The organism is Pseudomonas sp. BIGb0176, from assembly GCF_024810175.1.
Lineage (GTDB): Bacteria > Pseudomonadota > Gammaproteobacteria > Pseudomonadales > Pseudomonadaceae > Aquipseudomonas > Aquipseudomonas protegens.
Genome location: NZ_JANUEC010000001.1, coordinates 998,173 through 1,015,523 on the forward strand (window position 1 = coordinate 998,173; position 17,351 = coordinate 1,015,523).

13 protein-coding genes are annotated in these 17,351 nt (G+C 66.2%); 4 read left to right on the forward strand and 9 right to left on the reverse strand.

The window, feature by feature from the left end:
- Positions 1–45: 45 nt before the first annotated feature.
- The 3 genes from M2395_RS04335 to M2395_RS04345 all read right to left on the reverse strand — a co-directional run bounded on the left by M2395_RS04335 (position 46) and on the right by M2395_RS04345 (position 4,133).
- The gene (locus M2395_RS04335) at positions 46–2,520 is read right to left on the reverse strand and encodes a TonB-dependent siderophore receptor (protein ID WP_123430682.1); all 2,475 of its coding nucleotides are present in this window, start codon (positions 2,518–2,520) and stop codon (positions 46–48) included.
- A gap of 98 nt (positions 2,521–2,618) precedes the next feature.
- Entirely contained in the window at positions 2,619–3,596 is a 978-nt protein-coding gene (locus M2395_RS04340) for a FecR domain-containing protein (RefSeq protein WP_077934219.1), read from the reverse strand.
- A 3-nt stretch (positions 3,597–3,599) separates the two neighbouring features.
- Entirely contained in the window at positions 3,600–4,133 is a 534-nt protein-coding gene (locus M2395_RS04345) for a sigma-70 family RNA polymerase sigma factor (RefSeq protein ID WP_011061595.1), read from the reverse strand.
- Positions 4,134–4,457: 324 nt separating this feature from the next.
- Between M2395_RS04345 and M2395_RS04350 the strand changes: the two genes are divergently transcribed.
- Complete coding sequence (locus tag M2395_RS04350; RefSeq protein WP_011061594.1) at positions 4,458–6,545, forward strand: EAL domain-containing protein; 2,088 nt, start codon at positions 4,458–4,460, stop codon at positions 6,543–6,545.
- 9 nt (positions 6,546–6,554) lie between these two features.
- Here M2395_RS04350 and M2395_RS04355 read toward each other — a convergent pair whose 3' ends face one another.
- A complete protein-coding gene (locus M2395_RS04355) occupies positions 6,555–8,999 on the reverse strand; it encodes a hypothetical protein (protein ID WP_123430683.1) in 2,445 nt (814 codons plus the stop codon).
- Positions 9,000–9,333: 334 nt separating this feature from the next.
- Between M2395_RS04355 and M2395_RS04360 the strand changes: the two genes are divergently transcribed.
- From M2395_RS04360 to M2395_RS04370, 3 genes are all read left to right on the forward strand, one after another.
- Positions 9,334–9,591 carry a hypothetical protein gene (locus tag M2395_RS04360; RefSeq protein ID WP_041118491.1) on the forward strand — a complete coding sequence of 86 codons (258 nt, stop codon included), beginning with the start codon at positions 9,334–9,336 and terminating at the stop codon, positions 9,589–9,591.
- A complete protein-coding gene (locus tag M2395_RS04365; protein WP_041752290.1) occupies positions 9,578–10,750 on the forward strand; it encodes an NnrS family protein in 1,173 nt (390 codons plus the stop codon). Before M2395_RS04360 ends, M2395_RS04365 begins: the two co-directional genes overlap by 14 nt.
- Positions 10,751–10,848: 98 nt before the next feature.
- Positions 10,849–11,817: a sensor domain-containing diguanylate cyclase gene (locus M2395_RS04370; RefSeq protein ID WP_019095501.1), complete on the forward strand. Its 969-nt coding sequence runs from the start codon at positions 10,849–10,851 to the stop codon at positions 11,815–11,817.
- A gap of 63 nt (positions 11,818–11,880) precedes the next feature.
- Here M2395_RS04370 and M2395_RS04375 read toward each other — a convergent pair whose 3' ends face one another.
- The 5 genes from M2395_RS04375 to M2395_RS04395 all read right to left on the reverse strand — a co-directional run bounded on the left by M2395_RS04375 (position 11,881) and on the right by M2395_RS04395 (position 17,350).
- Entirely contained in the window at positions 11,881–12,756 is an 876-nt protein-coding gene (locus M2395_RS04375) for a hypothetical protein (protein WP_019095502.1), read from the reverse strand.
- Between the two features lie 70 nt (positions 12,757–12,826).
- Positions 12,827–13,621, reverse strand: a complete 795-nt coding sequence (gene fabI, locus M2395_RS04380) for an enoyl-ACP reductase FabI (RefSeq protein ID WP_015635823.1) — start codon at positions 13,619–13,621, stop codon at positions 12,827–12,829.
- Positions 13,622–13,643: 22 nt separating this feature from the next.
- Positions 13,644–15,254, reverse strand: coding sequence for an ABC transporter ATP-binding protein (locus M2395_RS04385; protein WP_011061587.1), 1,611 nt, complete (start codon positions 15,252–15,254; stop codon positions 13,644–13,646).
- Between the two features lies 1 nt (position 15,255).
- Positions 15,256–16,275 carry an ABC transporter permease gene (locus M2395_RS04390; RefSeq protein ID WP_011061586.1) on the reverse strand — a complete coding sequence of 340 codons (1,020 nt, stop codon included), beginning with the start codon at positions 16,273–16,275 and terminating at the stop codon, positions 15,256–15,258.
- Position 16,276: 1 nt separating this feature from the next.
- Positions 16,277–17,350 (reverse strand): microcin C ABC transporter permease YejB, encoded by a 1,074-nt coding sequence (locus M2395_RS04395; protein ID WP_011061585.1) that lies wholly within the window; start codon positions 17,348–17,350, stop codon positions 16,277–16,279.
- Between the last annotated feature and the right edge of the window lies 1 nt (position 17,351).

The following is a 17,351-nucleotide window of genomic DNA, read 5'->3' on the forward strand; positions in this document are numbered from 1 at the left end:
TAGTCAACCCGCAGCCGGAGCGGGCTACCGTGGATCGGCGCGGGGCTAGAAGTCCCAGCGGGTGGCCAGTTGCAGGCTGCGCGGCTCGCCGTAGAAGCCGGTGCTGAAGTTGCCGATACCGGTGTAGTACTTCTTGTCGAAGAGGTTCTTCACGTTCAGGGTCGAGCTCAGGTGCTGGCTGAACTGGTAGCGGGCCATGGCATCCACCAGGAAGTAGCCGTCCTGGGTGATGCGCGAGTCATGCCCGCCATTGACCGTATCGCTCGGGTCGGGCTGGTACACCTTGCCGAAGAACTGGCTCTGCCAGTTGACCCCGCCGCCCACCGTCAGGCGGTCCCAGGCGCCGGGCAGGTGGTAGGTGCTGAACAGCCGCGCCACCTGCTGCGGTTCGGTGCTCTGCAGCACCGAGCCGTAGACGTAGTCGTGATTGGCGTCGCGGGTGTGGTTGTAGCTGTAGCCGGCCGACAGGTTCCAGCCTTCGCTAAGCTCGCCAGCCACCTCGACCTCGAAACCCTTGGTGGTCGCGCCTTTGGTCGGGCGGTAGATGGCGTCGATGCCCCAGCCGTCCACCAGTTGCGCGACGTTGTCCTGCTCGGTGTGGAACACCGCGAAGCTGGCGTTGACCCGGCCATCCAGGTACTCGGCCTTGATCCCGGCTTCGTAGCTGTCGCCCTGCACCGGGTCGAGGATCTTGCCGTCGATGTCCTTACTCATCTGCGGCTGGTAGATGCTGGTGTAGCTGGTGTACAGCGAGTAGCTATCGTTGAGGTCGTAGACCAGCCCGGCATAGGGGGTGACCACGCCGGTCTGCTGGTAGCGCTGGCGTGCGTCGGGGCTGTTGGGGTCGAGGTAGCGGGTGTTGTCGATGCCCTTGAAGTCGCTGACCCGGGTGCCGAGGATCACCGCCAGGTCGTCGGTGGGCTTGAGGCGGGTGGCCAGGTAGGCGCCGGTCTGGCGCTGGAGGATGTCGTTGTCGCCGATCTTCGGGATGTCCGGCTTGGCGAACTCGCCGCGCCAGTCGTAGATGCTGCCGCCCACTGGCGGGTACACCGAACCGTGGACCGGGATGTCCTGTCTGGCGTTCATCAGCATGAAGCCGGCGATCAGCTCGTGCTCGCGGCCGAACAGGCTGAAGGGGCCGTGCAGGTTGATGTCGAGGTTGTCCTGGCGCTGGTCGCCCTTGAACTTGCCCATGTACATGAACATGCCGTCGCCGCTGGCCTGGTCCGGGTTGCCGCCGCTGGCCGAGCCCAGCAGGGTGTCGTGCTGGCGGCGCAGGTGGTCGTAGCTGACCTTCAGGGTCCAGTCATTGGCCAGTTGCTGTTCCAGGGAGGTGAACAGGGTCTGGTTCTTGAAGTCGCGGCGGCTCCAGTCGGTGGCCGGGTTGAACGAGCGGGAGAAGTGGGTCCGCGAGCCGTTGCTGAAGTACATCGGGAAGCCGGTCCAGGTGGCGCCCCGGGAGCGGGTGTTCTGCTGGTCCAGGCCGAGGGTCAGCAGAGTGTCGGGGGTCAGGTCGGCCTCCAGCACGCCGTAGGCGATGTCCTTGGTGTTCTGGTAGTGGTCGAGGTAGGAGCTGCGGTCCTGGTAGACCCCGACAAAGCGCCCGCGCAGGTTGCCGGTTTCGGTCAGCGGGCCGGAAATGTCCCCTTCGCTGCGGTAGTTGTCCCAGGAACCGACGGTGCCGGTGACCGAGGCCTTGAACTCCTTGGTCGGCCGCTTGCGGATCAGGTTGACGGTGGCCGACGGGTCACCGGAGCCGGTCATCAGGCCGGTGGCGCCCTTGATGATTTCCACCCGGTCGAAGGTCGCCATGTCGGTGCTGGTGGTGCCGTAGTCGTAGACCCCGTCGTAGGTGGCGTTGACCCCGTCGTACTGGAAATTGGTGATGGGCAAGCCGCGGCTGGAGAACTCCCAGCGCTCGCTGTCGTAGTTCTGCACGCTGACCCCGGGGGCCCGGCGCAGGGTGTCGGCGATGCTGGTGGCGCCCTGGTCGTCCATCTGTTGGCGGGTGATCACCGTCACCGTTTGCGGGGTTTCGCGCAGCGACAGGTTGAGGCCGGTGGCCGAGGCGCTGGCCCCGGTGGTGTAGCTCTGGCTGCCTTCGGTGACGCTGCCCAGGCCCTGGGCGGAAATCTGCGTGGTGCCCAGTTGCAGCGGGCCGCTGGTGGCGGGAAGTGCCTTGAGCACATAGCCGCCGCTGACCGCCTGGGCTTGCAGCCCGGAGTTCGCCAGCAGCAGTTGCAGGGCCTCTGCGACGCTGTAGCGGCCGTTCAGGCCGGGGCTCTGCTTGCCGACGGCCAGGTCGTTGTGCCCGGCAATGAACACCGCGCTCTGCTCGGCGAAGCGGTTGAGCACCGTGACCAGCGGCCCGGGGCCGATGCTGTAGCTGCGCCGTTCAGCCTGGGGCTGGTTCTGGCCCGCATCGGCAGCAGCGTGGGCCCAGGGCGCGGCGCCGCACAGCAGTGCGGTGCACAGGGGCAGGGTATGAAAGGGCAGGCGCGAACGACGGGGTGATGGCATGGGGTTCCCTTGTGGGTCGGCAATGTGAGGACTGTTACCGGGTTAACCGAAGGGCGTCGGAAAAAGGGAACCTGCCAGGTGAAAAAATTTTTCCGGCTTCAGGTACGTGGCTCCAGGGTCACCCACCAGGACGCCAGGCGCTTGACCCGCACCGGCAACGCCGCTTCCAGCAGGGCCAGGGCCTGGTCGGAGTCGTGCAAGGGGAAAGAGCCCATCACCGGCAGTTGGGCGATGGCCGGGTCGCAACCCAGGTGGCCGTTGCGATAGCGCCCCAGTTCCTCCAGAAGTTGCTCCAGGGGCAGGTTGTCGGCCAGCAGCAGGCCGTGGCTCCAGGCTTCGCGGGCGGCACTGGCGGCCTGCAGCGGCCCCAGGGTGCGGCCATCGAAGCGCAGCTGCTGGCCGGCATTCACCACCTGCACCTGCAAGCCACTGGCGCTGCGTACCTCCACCGCGCCGGCGTAGACGTTGAGCAGGCTGTCGCTGGCGCCGCAGCGCACGCTGAAGCGCGTGCCCAGGGCGCGCAGGCGGCCGTGTTCGGTCTGCACCAGGAATGGCCGGCGCGGGTCCTTGGCGGTGTCGATGAGGATCTCCCCCAGGTGCAACGCCAGCAGCCGCTGCTCGGTGCTGTAGCGCACATCCACCGCGCTCAGGGCATTGAGCCACAGGCGCGTACCGTCGCTGAGCAGCGTGTCGCGGACTTCCCCGGTGCCGGTGGCGTAGTCGGCACGCCAGCGGCTCAGGGCCTGGGGCAGCGGGCTGTTGCGCCAGGTGCCCCAGCCCAGGCCAGCCAGCAGCAGTGCACCGAGTACCTGGCGCCGTGCCAGGGCCGGACGTCGGGCGGCGCTCAGGGCGCGGCTGGCGGATGGGCGGGTGTTGGCCTCCTGCAATGGCAGCAGGCGCTGGCTGACCCGCTCGACATAGCTCCAGGCCTGGCGGTGTTCCGCGCTCTGCTCGAACCAGTCCTGCCACTGGCGACGCTGTTCGTCGCTGCTGCCCTGGTCCTGCAGTTGCACGTACCAGTGCGCGGCCTGTTGCAGGCAGGCGTGGCTGAGCCGGCCGCCGGGTCGAGGGTCCATGGTTCAGTCCACCAGCAGGCCGTCGAGTTCGGCCTCCAGCAGTGCGCAATGCAGCAGGGCCTGGGCCAAGTACTTCTTCACCATGCGCTCCGATACCCCCAGCTCATCGGCGATGGCCTGGTAGGGCCGGCCGTGCAGTTGAGCGAGGATGAAGGCCGAGCGCACCTTGGCCGGCAGGCGGCTGAGCATGGCGTCCACTTCGTACAGGGTCTCGACAATGATTGCCTGCTGCTCCGCCGAGGGTTGCACCGCCTGCGGGCGTGCAGCCAGCGCCTGCAGCCAGGCCTGCTCCAGTTGCCGGCGCCGCCAGTGGTCGATGCACAAGCCCCGGGCCACGGTGGCCAGGTAGGAACGCTGGTGGACCTCGTCACGCAGCACCGGCGGGCGCTTGAGCACCCGGACAAAGATGTCGTGGGCCAGGTCGGCAGCGTCCCAGGCGTGATTCAGGCGCCGGCGCAACAACTCGTAGAGCCAGCGGTGATGGGCGTCGTAGAGGCTGTGGACCGAGTCCGGGCTGGCGAGAGGCGTGGAGGGCAAGGAGGCGTGTCCGCTGGCGATCTGGTTGTAAATGGGAATTGATCGCGATTAAAACAAAAGCCATCGACCCCTGCAAACGATATCGCCGCGCCCTGGCGCAATCGACCGTGCTTGAGCGGGTGGCCGCGCGGGCAGTCAAGCCTGGCGCGAACAGGACGATAAAAGACTGGGATCGGGGCCATTCAGTGCTTGCTGAATGGGGTTTCTTCAGTGGTATCTTCGCCGGTATTCGCTTGTCATGGCCTGGCGCTGCATTGCGTATCCATGGGGCGGGCGGCAACGTCCGGGGGGTATCGGACGCGCAGCGGCAAAGGGGCGGGGCTTATGCGAAACGTGGGGTTCAAGCTGTTTTTCACCCATCGTCTGGCACTCCTGGCGGGTGCCGAGTCATTACGCTCGATCCGCGAAGGCCTGTTGTGGCTGCTGCCGTGCCTGCTGGTCTCGGCGCTGCTGCTGATCCTCGGCCAGTGCGCCCAGGCGTTGGGTGCGCCGCCAGCATTGGTGGAGCTGCTGACCGGCCTGCACAACCGCATCAGTTCGATCATTCCCCTGCTGGTGGCGGCGTCCATCGGCTACATGCTGGCGATCAAATACCGCCTGCCCCAACTTCCGGTGGCCTTCCTCTGCCTGTCCCATGTGGTGATCGCCATCTACCTGCTGCGCGACTACCCGCGGGCGGCGGCGACCTTCGTGCTGTTCATCGCCATTGCCTCGCCCCTGGTCAATGTGCCGCTGATGGCCCGGCTGCACCGCCAGCGCTGGACCCGGCTGGTGGACGAGGGGCTGGTGGGGCACAACCTCAAGGGCACCATCAACATGGTGCTGCCGGGGATGGTGACCTCTTTGGTGCTGGTCTGCGTGTTGCAACTGCTGCTGCAGTTCCATGATTTTGCCTACGTCGAGCGGCCGATCGATATCGACGACCTGGACAACCCCTACCTCAACGCGATCTTCCTGACCTCGACCAATTCGCTGCTGTGGTTCTTCGGCATTCATGGCGCCCATGCCATGCAGCCGCTGATGGATGTGATGGACCAGGCCGTGACGCTCAACGCCGCGGATCAGGCCGCTGGCCGGCCATTGCGCTATGCCTTGAACAGCGGCCTGCTGGGCTGCTTTGCCTTCATTGGCGGCTCTGGCGGTTCCCTGGCGCTGGTGCTGGCGATCCTCGGTTTCTCGCGCAACCGCTCCATGCGTCTGCTGGCCTTGGCGAGCCTGGCGCTGTCGCTGTTCAACGTCAACGAACTGCTGCTGTTCGGTGTGCCGATCATCCTCAACCCGCGCCTGCTGGTACCGTTCATGCTGGTGCCGATGGTCAATGCCTGCCTGGCGCTGCTGGTGGTGCAACTGGGGTGGGTGAGCCCGGCGCTGGTGAGCCTGCCCTTTACCTCGCCGGTGCTGCTCAATGCCTACCTCAGCACCCAGGGCGACTGGGGCGCGGTGCTGCTGCAAGGGCTGCTGCTAGGGGTCGGAATCCTGATCTACATGCCCTATGTGCGCAGTATCCAGCGCCAGGGCGAGCAAAGTGCCCAGGTCTACCTGAAAACCTTCGACACCACCTTCCATGGCCTGGAGGAGCGGGGCCGGCTGTTCGAGCTGGACCCGATGGTGGCGTCCTACCAGCAGGCCGCCCAGCAGTCCTTGCAACTGGCCCGTATCCAGCAGTTGAGCGACTACGACTTCCACCTGGAGTATCAGCCCCAGGTGATCAAGGACAGCGGCTTGTGCAGCGGTTGCGAAGCGCTGATCCGCGCCCGTGACCGCGAGGGCAAGGTGCAGTCGCCCTGGGAACTGCTGCAGTGGCTGGGCCAGGCCAAGCTGATGCCCGAGGTGGATTTCTGGGTGGCGTCCCAGGCGGTGCGCCAGCACCTGGCGTGGCGCAAGGTCGGCTTCGAGCTGCCCATCACCATCAACATCTCCAGCGCCACCCTGGCCTCCCGGGAACATGGCCAGCGCCTGCTGGAGATTCTGGCCCGGGCCCAGGGCCAGGTGTCGGTGGAGATTACCGAGGATGCCCTGGTGGGCGATGCGCTGCTGACCCAGCAATGGATCGGCAAGCTCCATGCGCTGGGCGCCCGGGTCTATATCGATGACTTCGGCACCGGCTTTTCCGCCCTGAGCTACCTGCACCAGTTCCCGGTGGACGGGATCAAGATCGACCGCAGCTTTGTCCTCGCCCAGCGTGAACCCAAGGGCGCCCAGGTGTTGAACGGCCTGCTGCGTTTTTGCGAAACCCTCAAGCTCAAAGTGGTGGTGGAAGGGGTGGAAACCCGCGAGCAGCTGGATTTCCTGCAATCGAGTGCCGAGCTGACCATCCAGGGCTGGTACTACAGCAAATCCCTGCCCGGGGAGCAGATCCCCGGTTTCGTCAGCCAGCGCGCGCGGGACGCCCAGGCACTGAAGGCCGATTGACCCCGGGGCTCAAGCCTCGGCGCGGAAGGCCGGGTGCGCCGGGCGGCGCAGCGCCTGCCACGCCCGGGCCTGGGGCCAGTCGGTGGCGCTCAGCCACAGCCCCTGGTGTTCACGCAAGGGTTCGGCAGGCAGGCGCAACAGGTCTTCCAGTGCCCACTCCAGGCTGCGGCCCGGATCGGGATCGTCCGCCGCCTGCCAATCCCGCTCGAACAGCTGCAGCGCCAGGCCCCGGGCATCGAAGTGCTGGAACAGCGGGCGGTGGCGCAGCCAGTCGGGGGCGATGCGCAGGCTGCGTTCCTGCACATCGAGCAGCAGCAACTGCCAGACGCGGTAGCCCTGCTGCGGGTCGCCGGCGCCGAGCCGGAGCCGGGTCAAGGCCAGGTAGCGGGCGTCGCTGGACCAGATCAGCGACGGGGCCAGATCGCCTACTGCACAGCCGGAGGCGGTGAGCAGGTGGCCGCCGAGCCGCGGGCTGGTTTCCCGCAGCCAGCTGTCGGCGTACTCGGTTTCGCTGCCAAACAGCCACGCGGCGTCGCGGCCATCGGGGGCAGGCTGGATAAAGTCACCCTCGGCGACCGCGGCCTGAGGCCGATCCACCAGGCGCCAGGGCGCCACGGGCTGCAATTGGTCATCGATCACCTGCCAGTCCTGGCGCTCATAGCAGGGCTGCGAGGCCGGGCCTTCGGTGCAGAATGCCGCGGCGTGTTCAGGTGCGGGCGCCGGCCGGTTGAAGCGTTGCAGCGGGCTGCTGGCGTGGTCCGGGTCGAGGCGCCCGACCAGCACGGCCAGGCTCAGGCGGCCCTGGCGAAAGTCCAGCAGGCGCGCCGCCAGCAGTGCCGGGCTGTAGATCAGGCGCTGCTGTTGCAGGTCCACCACCACCACCTGGGGGGCCAGATCCAGGGTCTCGCTCCAGGGCAGCAGGGCCAGGTAGCGCTGGCAATCGGAAACCCGATGGTCCAGCAACCAGCACCCGGGCAGTTGCCAGGTGCCGATCTGGCATCGGTAGGCACCCAGGCCCCGGGGGTTGTCCGTCAGCCAGCTGAACAGCGCGCGCTGCTCGCCCAGCAGGGGCTGGGACTGGATCCGGCTTTCGCCCCGGGCCCCGCTGCCGTCCAGGGGCTGCAGCAACTGGGTGCGGGTCAGCGGCAGTGGCGCCACTTGCAGGCAGCCTTGCCGGTCATGGCCGACGCCGGTTTCGCTGTCGCTGTGGGTACTGTGCAAGCGATAGCCGTAGCGCCCGTGGTCCGCCTCGGCCAGGTCCAGGTATGCGCTGTAGCCCAGCCAGTGGCGATCCAGGCTGAGCAGCGGGCCAGGGTAGAAGGATGGTTCTGCATGGCTGGCGACCCAGGGCGCGGGCAATGCCCGCCAGCCCTTGTCGGCCTGCCACAGCCAGCAGCACGCGGCCTCAGGCTGCGCCTGCTCGTGGGCGATGCAGGCCAGGGCCCGGCCGTCGTCGCGCCAGATGCGGGGTGCGTCCGCCCGCAGCAGCAAGCCGCTGGGCTGGCCGTCGATACTTATGCGATAGGGCGGCGTGCGCAGGGGTTCCAGGGGTTGCTCCAGGGCCCTGAGGCTGGCCGGCAGCGCCAGGCTGGCGTGCAGCCGGTGGCTGCCGTGGGGTGCGCTTTCTTCGAAATCCTGGCGAGCCAGGGCCTCCAGCCACTGGCCCGGCTCCAGCCAGAGATCGGCTACCGCCACCAGTTCGACGCATTCGGCCTCCTGCAGCAGGCTGTTCAGGCTGGCCTGGTGCTGGCCGTTGTCCACCAGCGGGCTGTGGCGGCCGCTGAGGGTGTCGGCGCTGAAGGCATCCAGCTCCCAGAAGTGTTCCCGGTTGCAGCGGTACAGGCGGCGCTGTTCACGGTCGAGGATGGCCAGCCCCCAGTGTTGCCTGGAAGGCAGCGGCGCGGCGAAGTAGCGCCCGTCACTGGAAAACCGCGCCGAGGACCCCAGCCCTTGCAGCAGCACCCCATCGGGGAACAGGTAGTCGCAATAGGTGGGCCCGCCCATGGCGATCTCGCCGTGGTTGAACACCCGGATCGGCTGGCCCTCCGGGGTCTGTTGCGGTTCGTTGCCGCCCCAGGCGCTGATCGGTGTGGGGCTCGGCTGCACCAGCCCCAGGCGGCGTTCCAGGTGGCTGACCGCTGCCAGCCCGGCAAAGATGCTGGTGAAGGCGGCGGCGATATCCCAGTAGGCCGGCAGGGCCCGGCCCAGGCTGAAGCCCAGGCCGAACGCGGCGCTGATCATCAGCCGCGCCAGGCCGCGGGCGGTTTTAGGCCAGCCCAGGCGCGCCGCCAGGGTCATCGCCGCTGCGCAGCCGAGCAACACCCCCAGGGCCGCCGGGGGCGGCAGCAGGGTGACGAAGAAGATCGGGATGAGCAGGGCGGCCAACTGCCAGAGCAACTCCAGCAACAGGCGTGACAGGCTCTTTTCGGATGCGGGGGAGGAAGCTTCGGGCATCGGCGACATCCTTGTATGGGAGCGAGCGAGCTCGCGATGGGCGTCAACGATAACGCGGGTCTAAAGGAAGTGCGCGACGTTTTCCGATGCATCGCGAGCAAGCTCGCTCCTGCAGAGGGGGGATTGGCTCAAGAGGGGCAATCAGCCCTTGCCGGCGAAAAAGGGCAGCGGGGAAAAATGCAGTCATATTGACTGCGTTGGCGGTCTTTATGACTTCTTCTTTATCTGGTCATAAAGACTCTTGAGGTGGCAGGGCCCGGTTTTATGGGCTCTGCGCGCTGGCATGAAACGTGAAGGGCCAGTCATGCCATTGTGTGTTCGAGGAGTTGTCGACATGAGCCGTTACTTCGATTCGCCGCTGCATGTATTGCACCTGTCCAATGCGCTGCTGTGGTCGGGCAGCCTGTTGCTGGGCCTGGGGGTGTACGCCGCCTATGTCCATTCCGGCCATTTGCCTATCGCCACCCTGGTGCTGATGCACAGCCTGGTGATTATCGGGCCGACCCTGTTGAAGATCGGTTATGTCATGCGCCTGCTGGCCCAGCGGCGCATGGCCCAGTGCCAGGGGAGGGCTGCCTGTGTCTTTGCCTGAAGCCTGGCACCGCTGGACCGGCCAGCCCCTCTGGAGCCTGGGGTTCCGCCCGTTCTTCCTCGCCGGCGCCGGCTTCGCCTGCCTTGCCCTGGTGGGGTGGGGCCTGTGGCTGCATGGAGCGCTGGCGGGCCTGCAACCGGTAGCCGGGATGCTGGCCTGGCACCGTCACGAAATGCTCTTCGGCTTTGCCGTGGCGATCGTTGCCGGCTTCCTGCTGACGGCGGTGGCCAACTGGACCGGCCGCCCGGGCCTGAGCCGTACGCCGTTGCTGTTGCTGTGGCTGCTGTGGCTGGCGGGGCGCCTGGCCTGGTGGCTGCCGCTGCCGGGCCCGCTGTTCGTTGTGGTGCAACTGGCGTTCATGCCGTTGCTGGCGGCGGTGATCGGGCGCGAGCTGTGGTGCGCCGGCAAGCGCGAGAACTACCCCATGGTCCTGGTCCTGGGGCTGCTGGCGCTGTTTCAGGGGCTGACCCTGTGGGGCCTGTTGGAACACCAGGACAGCTGGCAGCGGCGCGGCGAACTGGGCGCCTTGTGGCTGGTGGCGACCCTGATGACGGTGATCGGCGGCCGGGTGATTCCCTTCTTCATCCAGCGCGGGCTGCAACTGCCCCCCCAGGCGCCGACATCGCCCTGGCCGACCCGGGTGTTGCTGGTGGGCAGCCTGCTGGCCGCGTTGTCCATGGCCCTGGGCGGCGGTGACGCTCCCCGCGGGTGGCTGGCGCCGCTGTTCGCCCTGCTGGCGGGGCTGCAAGGCTGGCGCTTGTGGCGCTGGCACCGGCCGGGGGTGTGGCGGGTGCCGCTGCTCTGGTCGCTGTACCTGGCCTACGGGTGGCTGGCCCTGGCAACCCTGGGCATGGCCCTCTGGCACCTGGGCTGGTCGATACCCCAGAGCCTGGTGACCCATGCCCTGGCGGTGGGTGGCCTGGGCGGGCTGGTGCTGGGCATGGTGGCGCGGGTCAGCCTCGGCCACAGTGGCCGGCCCCTGCAGGCTTCGCGGGCCATGGCCGGTGGCTTTGCGCTGCTGTTCCTGGCGGCCCTGTGCCGGGTCCTGCTGGTGCCGTTCAGCAGCCTGGGGCTGGGCCTTTCAGCGCTGCTGGCAGGCCTGGCGTTTGCCGTGTTCGTGGCTGGCTACGGGAGGATTCTGTTGGCCCCCCGGTTGTGAGGGCCACCTGCCCACTGGCTCCTGCCGCGCCGCTTTAGATGATAAGCCGTCGTTATTCTGGACTACGCTTGGAATCTTAGCCGCGAATGGAGTCAGCGATGTTGTATCCCAGCAAACCCAACAATGAGGCCTTGAGAATCCAGACCCTGCGGGAGCTGAATGTGCTCGACACCTCACCGGAGGAGCGTTTCGACCGCCTGACCCGGCTGGCCAAGCGTCTGTTCAACGTGCCCATTGCCCTGGTCAGCCTGGTGGATGCCGACCGGCAATGGTTCAAGTCCTGCGTGGGGCTCGACGTCAGCGAAACCTCGCGGGACATTTCCTTCTGTGGCCACGCGATCCTCGGCGACCAGATCCTCACCGTGCCCGACGCCGGCCTGGACGAACGCTTCCACGACAACCCGCTGGTGGTGGGCGCGCCGGGCATCCGCTTCTATGCCGGTTGCCCGCTGACGGTGACCAATGGCAGCAAGCTCGGCACTCTGTGCCTGATCGACATCAAGCCCCGCGACCTGGACGACGAGGATCGGGCACTGCTACGGGACCTGGCGCGCATGGCCGAGCAGGAACTGGCGGCGGTGCAGATGGCCAGCATGGACGAGCTGACCCTGCTGTCCAATCGCCGCGGCTTCGAGGCCCTGGCCCGGCATGCCCTGGGGGTGTGCAAGCGCCTGGAAAAACCGGCGACCCTGCTGTTCTTCGACCTCAACGACTTCAAGCAGATCAATGACACCTACGGCCATGCCGAAGGCGACGGCGCCCTGAAGACCTTCGCCGACGTGCTGCGCATCGCCTTTCGCGAGAGCGATGTGATCGGCCGCCTGGGGGGCGATGAGTTCGTGGCCCTGCTGACCGCTGCCGACCATATCGAGACTTCGGCGATCATGGCGCGCCTGCGGGAGATTCTCGACGAGCGCAATGCCACCTTGAAGCGGGGTTATGACATCCGCTTCAGCGTCGGCCAGATCGAATACGACGCCGAACGCCATCCCGACATCGAGGCGTTGCTGGCGGACGCCGACAAGGCCATGTACCTGCACAAGCAGGCGAGCAAGCGGGCTCGCTGAGGGTTGCTGCCGCCAAGCCCTGCCCGGTGACGCGGGGCAGGGAAGGGCGTCAGTGGCAGGGCGCTATTGGCCGCGCTCCATCAGCGGTGGGCTATAGCTTTCCTCGATGTCGACCCCGGCCGCCCTGGCCCGGCTTTCAACTTCTGAGCGACGTTGCAGCCGTTCTTTCAAATGCGCAGGGAACAGGGTCCTCCATTGGGCTCTTTGTGCCTCTGCAAAGTCGCGGGTCCAGAACGTGTCCAGGGACATCAGGTTCAGGCTTATCAAGTAGACAGCGCTTTGCAGGGGGGCGCTTTTCGAGTCGTAGCGCAGGGCTCGGACATGCGCAATGTAGTTGCCGTGATAGAGATACCAGTCATAGAACATGTTGTTGCCCAGCCACTGCTCAAGGCTCATCTCATGGTTGGCATCGAACAGCGGGTGGCTGAGTGGCTGGGTACCCAGGAGGCTTTCCTTCCAGTCCAGCTTGTGCAACTCGCCAGCGGCTATTCGGGGGTCGGAAGGGAAGTAGTATTTTTGCCATCCAGCGTTCTTCAACGTCCTGAGAAGGTTATAGACAAGCGCCTTGTTGGCCTTGTGAGTGCTGTTGTCCGGCAGCCCGCGAAGGTCGATGTTCAATGCCTGGATGGTGTTTGAGGTATTGCCATCAACGGCAATCAGCAGCCCGGCCACCTGATCCAGTTCAAGCGTGCCCTCGGGCTGGGCCAGGCTCAGGTCAAGGAGTGCTCCCTGACGATCCGCCTCATACCAACATAGGTGGACCGCATCCAGGCAGTCGGCGGTAAAGCTCACCGGGCTCTTTTCCAGGAACTCGGCAACCGGTGTGCCCAAGGAGATGTGCAGGCGTGCGACGCTGCTCCGGGTTTTATTCGAGGCGGTATCTTGGGTGTTGTCGCAGCCGGCTAGAAACAGCGCGAGCAACAGATAGCACAGCTTCATGTTTGGCCTTTCCAATGAGCAGGAAGGGGCAGGGTGGCGAGGGCGCAAGCCCCCTCGCCACCGCCGCAGATCACTCGTCGAGGTTGCCCATGGCGGTGGTGTTGAAACCCCCGTCCACGTACATGATCTCGCCGCTGATGCCCGAGGCCAGGTCCGAGCAGAGGAAGGCGCCGGCGTTGCCGACTTCTTCGATGGTGACGTTGCGCCGCAGCGGGGTTTGCGCCTCGTTGGCCGCCAGCATCTTGCGGAAGTTCTTGATCCCCGAGGCCGCCAGGGTGCGGATCGGCCCGGCGGAAACGGCGTTGACCCGGGTGCCCTCCGGGCCCAGGGAGCCGGCCAGGTAGCGCACGCCGGCTTCCAGGGAGGCCTTGGCCATGCCCATCACGTTGTAGTTGGGCATGGTGCGTTCGGCGCCCAGGTAGGACAGGGTCAGCAGGCTGCCGTTGCGGCCCTTCATCATTTCCCGACCGGCCTTGGCCAGGGCCACGAAGCTGTAGGCGCTGATGTCGTGGGCAATGCGAAAGCCCTCGCGGGTGGTGGCATCGGTGAAGTCGCCTTCGAGCTGGTCGCCAGGGGCGAAGCCCACGGAGTGGACGATGCAGTCCAGGCCGTCCCATTTTTTACCCAGCGCGGTGAAGACCTGGGCGATCTGCTCGTCACTGGCCACATCGCAAGGGAAGCACAGCTCGGCGCTGGAGCCCCAGCCTGCGGCGAACTCCTCGACCCGGCCCTTGAGTTTTTCGTTCTGATAAGTGAAGGCCAGCTCGGCGCCTTCACGATGCATGGCGGCAGCGATGCCGGAGGCGATCGACAGCTTGCTGGCGACACCAACGATCAGGACACGCTTCCCAGCGAGAAAACCCATATGTTGCTACTCCTGTTTCAGGTTATTCGGCGCTTGCCGGAGCCAGGAAGGCGGCTTCCAGCAATTGCCGTGTGTAAGGGTGTTGCGGGGCGTCGAAGATGCCCCCGGCGTCCCCCTGTTCCACCACCTGGCCGTGCTTGATCACCATCAACTGGTGGCTCAGGGCCTTGACCACCGCCAGGTCGTGGCTGATGAACAAGTAGGTCAGGTTGTACTTGCTTTGCAGTGTGCGCAGCAGTTCCACCACCTGGCGCTGCACCGTGCGGTCCAGGGCCGAAGTCGGTTCGTCCAGCAGGATCAGCCGCGGCTTGAGCACCAGGGCCCGGGCGATGGCGATGCGCTGGCGCTGCCCGCCGGAGAACTCATGGGGGTAGCGGTGCCGCGTGTCCGGGTCCAGGCCGACCTCCTTGAGGGCTTCGATGATGGCCTGCTCCTGCTCCTGTTCACTGCCTATCTTGTGGATGCGCAGGCCCTCGCCGACGATCTGGCTCACGCTCATGCGCGGGCTGAGGCTGCCGAAAGGGTCCTGGAACACCACCTGCATTTCCCGCCGCAGCGGCCGAACCTGTTGTTGGGTCAGGCTGTCCAGTTGCTGGCCCTCGAAGCGAATGCCGCCCTGGCTGGCAATCAGGCGCAGGATCGCCAGGCCCAGGGTCGACTTGCCCGAGCCGCTTTCCCCAACGATGCCCAGGGTCTGGCCCTGGGGCAGGCTGAAGTGGATGCCGTCCACTGCCTTGACGTGATCCACGGTGCTGCGCAGCAGGCCTTTCTTGATCGGGAACCAGACCTTGAGGTTGTTAACCTCCAGCAGCGGCGGGCCAATCTCGTTGGCCGCCGGCAGGCCGCTGGGTTCTGCGGCCAGCAGTTCCCGGGTGTAGGGATGCTGCGGCGCGCGAAACAGATCTTCGCAGGATGCCTGTTCGACGATGCAGCCCTTCTGCATGACACAGACCCGGTGGGCAATGCGCCGCACCAGGTTCAGGTCGTGGCTGATCAGCAGCAGCGCCATGCCCAGGCGCGCCTGCAGTTCCTTGAGCAGCTCGAGGATCTTCAGCTGCACGGTGACATCCAGGGCTGTGGTGGGCTCGTCGGCGATCAGCAGTTCCGGCTCGTTGGCCAGGGCCATGGCGATCATCACCCGTTGCCGCTGGCCGCCAGACAGCTCGTGGGGCAGGGCCTTGAGACGCTTGTGCGGTTCGGGGATGCCCACCAGCTCCAGCAGTTCCAGGGTGCGCCGGGTGGCGACCTTGCCGGTCAGGCCCTTGTGGATGCCCAGCACTTCGTTGATCTGCTTCTCGATGCTGTGCAGCGGGTTCAGCGAGGTCATGGGCTCCTGGAAGATCATCGCGATGCGGTTGCCGCGGATATGGCGGATGGTCTTCTCTTTCAGGGTCAGCAGGTCGTGCCCGGCATACTGGATGGTGCCGCTGGGGTGGTGCGCCAGAGGGTAGGGCAGCAGCCGCAGGATGGAGTGGGCGGTGACCGATTTGCCCGAGCCGCTTTCGCCCACCAGGGCCAGGGTCTCGCCGCGCTTGATGTCGAAGCTGACGCCTTGCACCACCCGCTGGCGGTGCTCGCCGGTGACGAACTCCACCGCCAGGTCGCGGACTTCGATCAGGTTGTCCTGGGTCATGTCATTTCCTCGGGTCGAAGGCATCGCGGGCGGATTCGCCGATGAACACCAGCAGGCTGAGCATGATCGCCAGCACGGCGAAGGCGCTCATGCCCAGCCAGGGCGCCTGCAGGTTGGACTTGCCCTGGGCCACCAGCTCGCCGAGGGATGGCGCCCCCGGCGGCAGGCCGAAACCGAGGAAGTCCAGGGCGGTGAGGGTGCCGATGGCGCCGGTGAGGATAAAGGGCATGAAGGTCATGGTGGAGACCATGGCGTTGGGCAGGATGTGGCGGAACATGATGGCGCCGTTCTGCATGCCCAGGGCCCGGGCCGCGCGCACGTACTCCAGGTTGCGCCCGCGCAGGAACTCGGCCCGCACCACGTCCACCAGGCTCATCCAGGAGAACAGCAGCATGATCCCCAGCAGCCACCAGAAGTTGGGTTGCACGAAGCTGGCGAGGATGATCAGCAGGTAGAGCACCGGCAGGCCGGACCAGATCTCCAGGAAGCGCTGGCCCACCAGGTCCACCCAGCCGCCGTAGAAGCCCTGCAGGGCGCCGGCGATGACGCCGATGATGGAGCTGAGAATGGTCAGGGTCAGGGCGAACAGCACCGACACCCGGAACCCGTAGATGACCCGGGCCAGTACGTCGCGGCCCTGGTCGTCGGTGCCCAGCAGGTTGTCCGCCGAGGGCGGCGCCGGGGCCGGCACCCGCAGGTCGTAGTTGATGCTCTGGTAGCTGAAGGGGATCGGTGCCCAGAGTACCCAGGCATCCTTCTGCGCCAGCAGTTCGCGGATGTAGGGGCTCTTGTAGTTGGCTTCCAGGGGGAATTCGCCGCCGAAGGTGGTTTCCGGGTAGCGCTTGAGGGCCGGGAAGTACCAGCCGCCTTCGTAGTGCACCACCAGCGGCTTGTCGTTGGCGATCAGCTCGGCGCCCAGGCTGAGGACGAACAGCACCAGGAACAGCCACAGCGACCACCAGCCGCGCTTGTTGGCCTTGAAGCGCTCGAAGCGCCGGCGATTGAGGGGGGACAGGTTCATCTCAATGCTCCCGGCTGTCGAAGTCGATGCGAGGGTCGACCAGGGTGTAGGTCAGGTCGCCGATCAGTTTCACCACCAGCCCCAGCAGGGTGAAGATGAACAGGGTGCCGAACACCACCGGGTAGTCGCGGTTGATCGCTGCCTCGAAGCTCATCAGGCCCAGGCCGTCGAGGGAGAAGATCACTTCCACCAGCAGGGAGCCGGTGAAGAAGATGCCGATGAAGGCCGAGGGGAAGCCGGCGATCACCAGCAGCATGGCGTTGCGGAACACATGGCCGTAGAGCACCCGGCGCTGGGTCAGGCCCTTGGCCTTGGCGGTGACCACGTACTGCTTGTTGATCTCGTCGAGGAAGCTGTTCTTGGTCAGCAGGGTCATGGTGGCGAAGTGGCCGATCACCAGGGCGGTGACCGGCAGCGCCAGGTGCCAGAAGTAGTCGAGGATCTTGCCGCCCCAGCTCAGCTGGTCGAAGTCGTTGGAGGTCAGGCCGCGCAGGGGGAACCAGTTGAAATAGCTGCCGCCGGCGAACACCACGATCAGCAGGATGGCGAACAGGAAGGCCGGGATCGCGTAGCCGACGATGATCGCCGAACTGGTCCAGACATCGAAGTGGCTGCCGTGGCGGGTGGCCTTGGCGATCCCCAGGGGGATCGACACCAGGTACATGATCAGGGTGCTCCACAACCCGAGGGAGATGGACACCGGCATCTTCTCCTTGATCAGGTCCACCACCTTGGCGTCACGGAAGAAGCTGTTGCCGAAATCCAGGGTGGCGTAGTTCTTGATCATGATCCACAGGCGTTCCGGCGCCGACTTGTCGAAGCCGTACATGTGCTCGATTTCCTTGATCAGCGCCGGGTCCAGGCCCTGGGCGCCGCGGTAGCTGGAACCGGCCACCGAGACTTCGGCGCCGCCGCCGGCGATGCGGCTGGTGGCGCCGTCGAAGCCTTCGAGCTTGGCGATCATCTGCTCCACCGGGCCGCCGGGTGCGGCCTGGATGATCACGAAGTTGATCAGCAGGATGCCCAGCAGCGTGGGGATGATCAGCAGCAGGCGGCGAAAGATATAGGCCAGCATG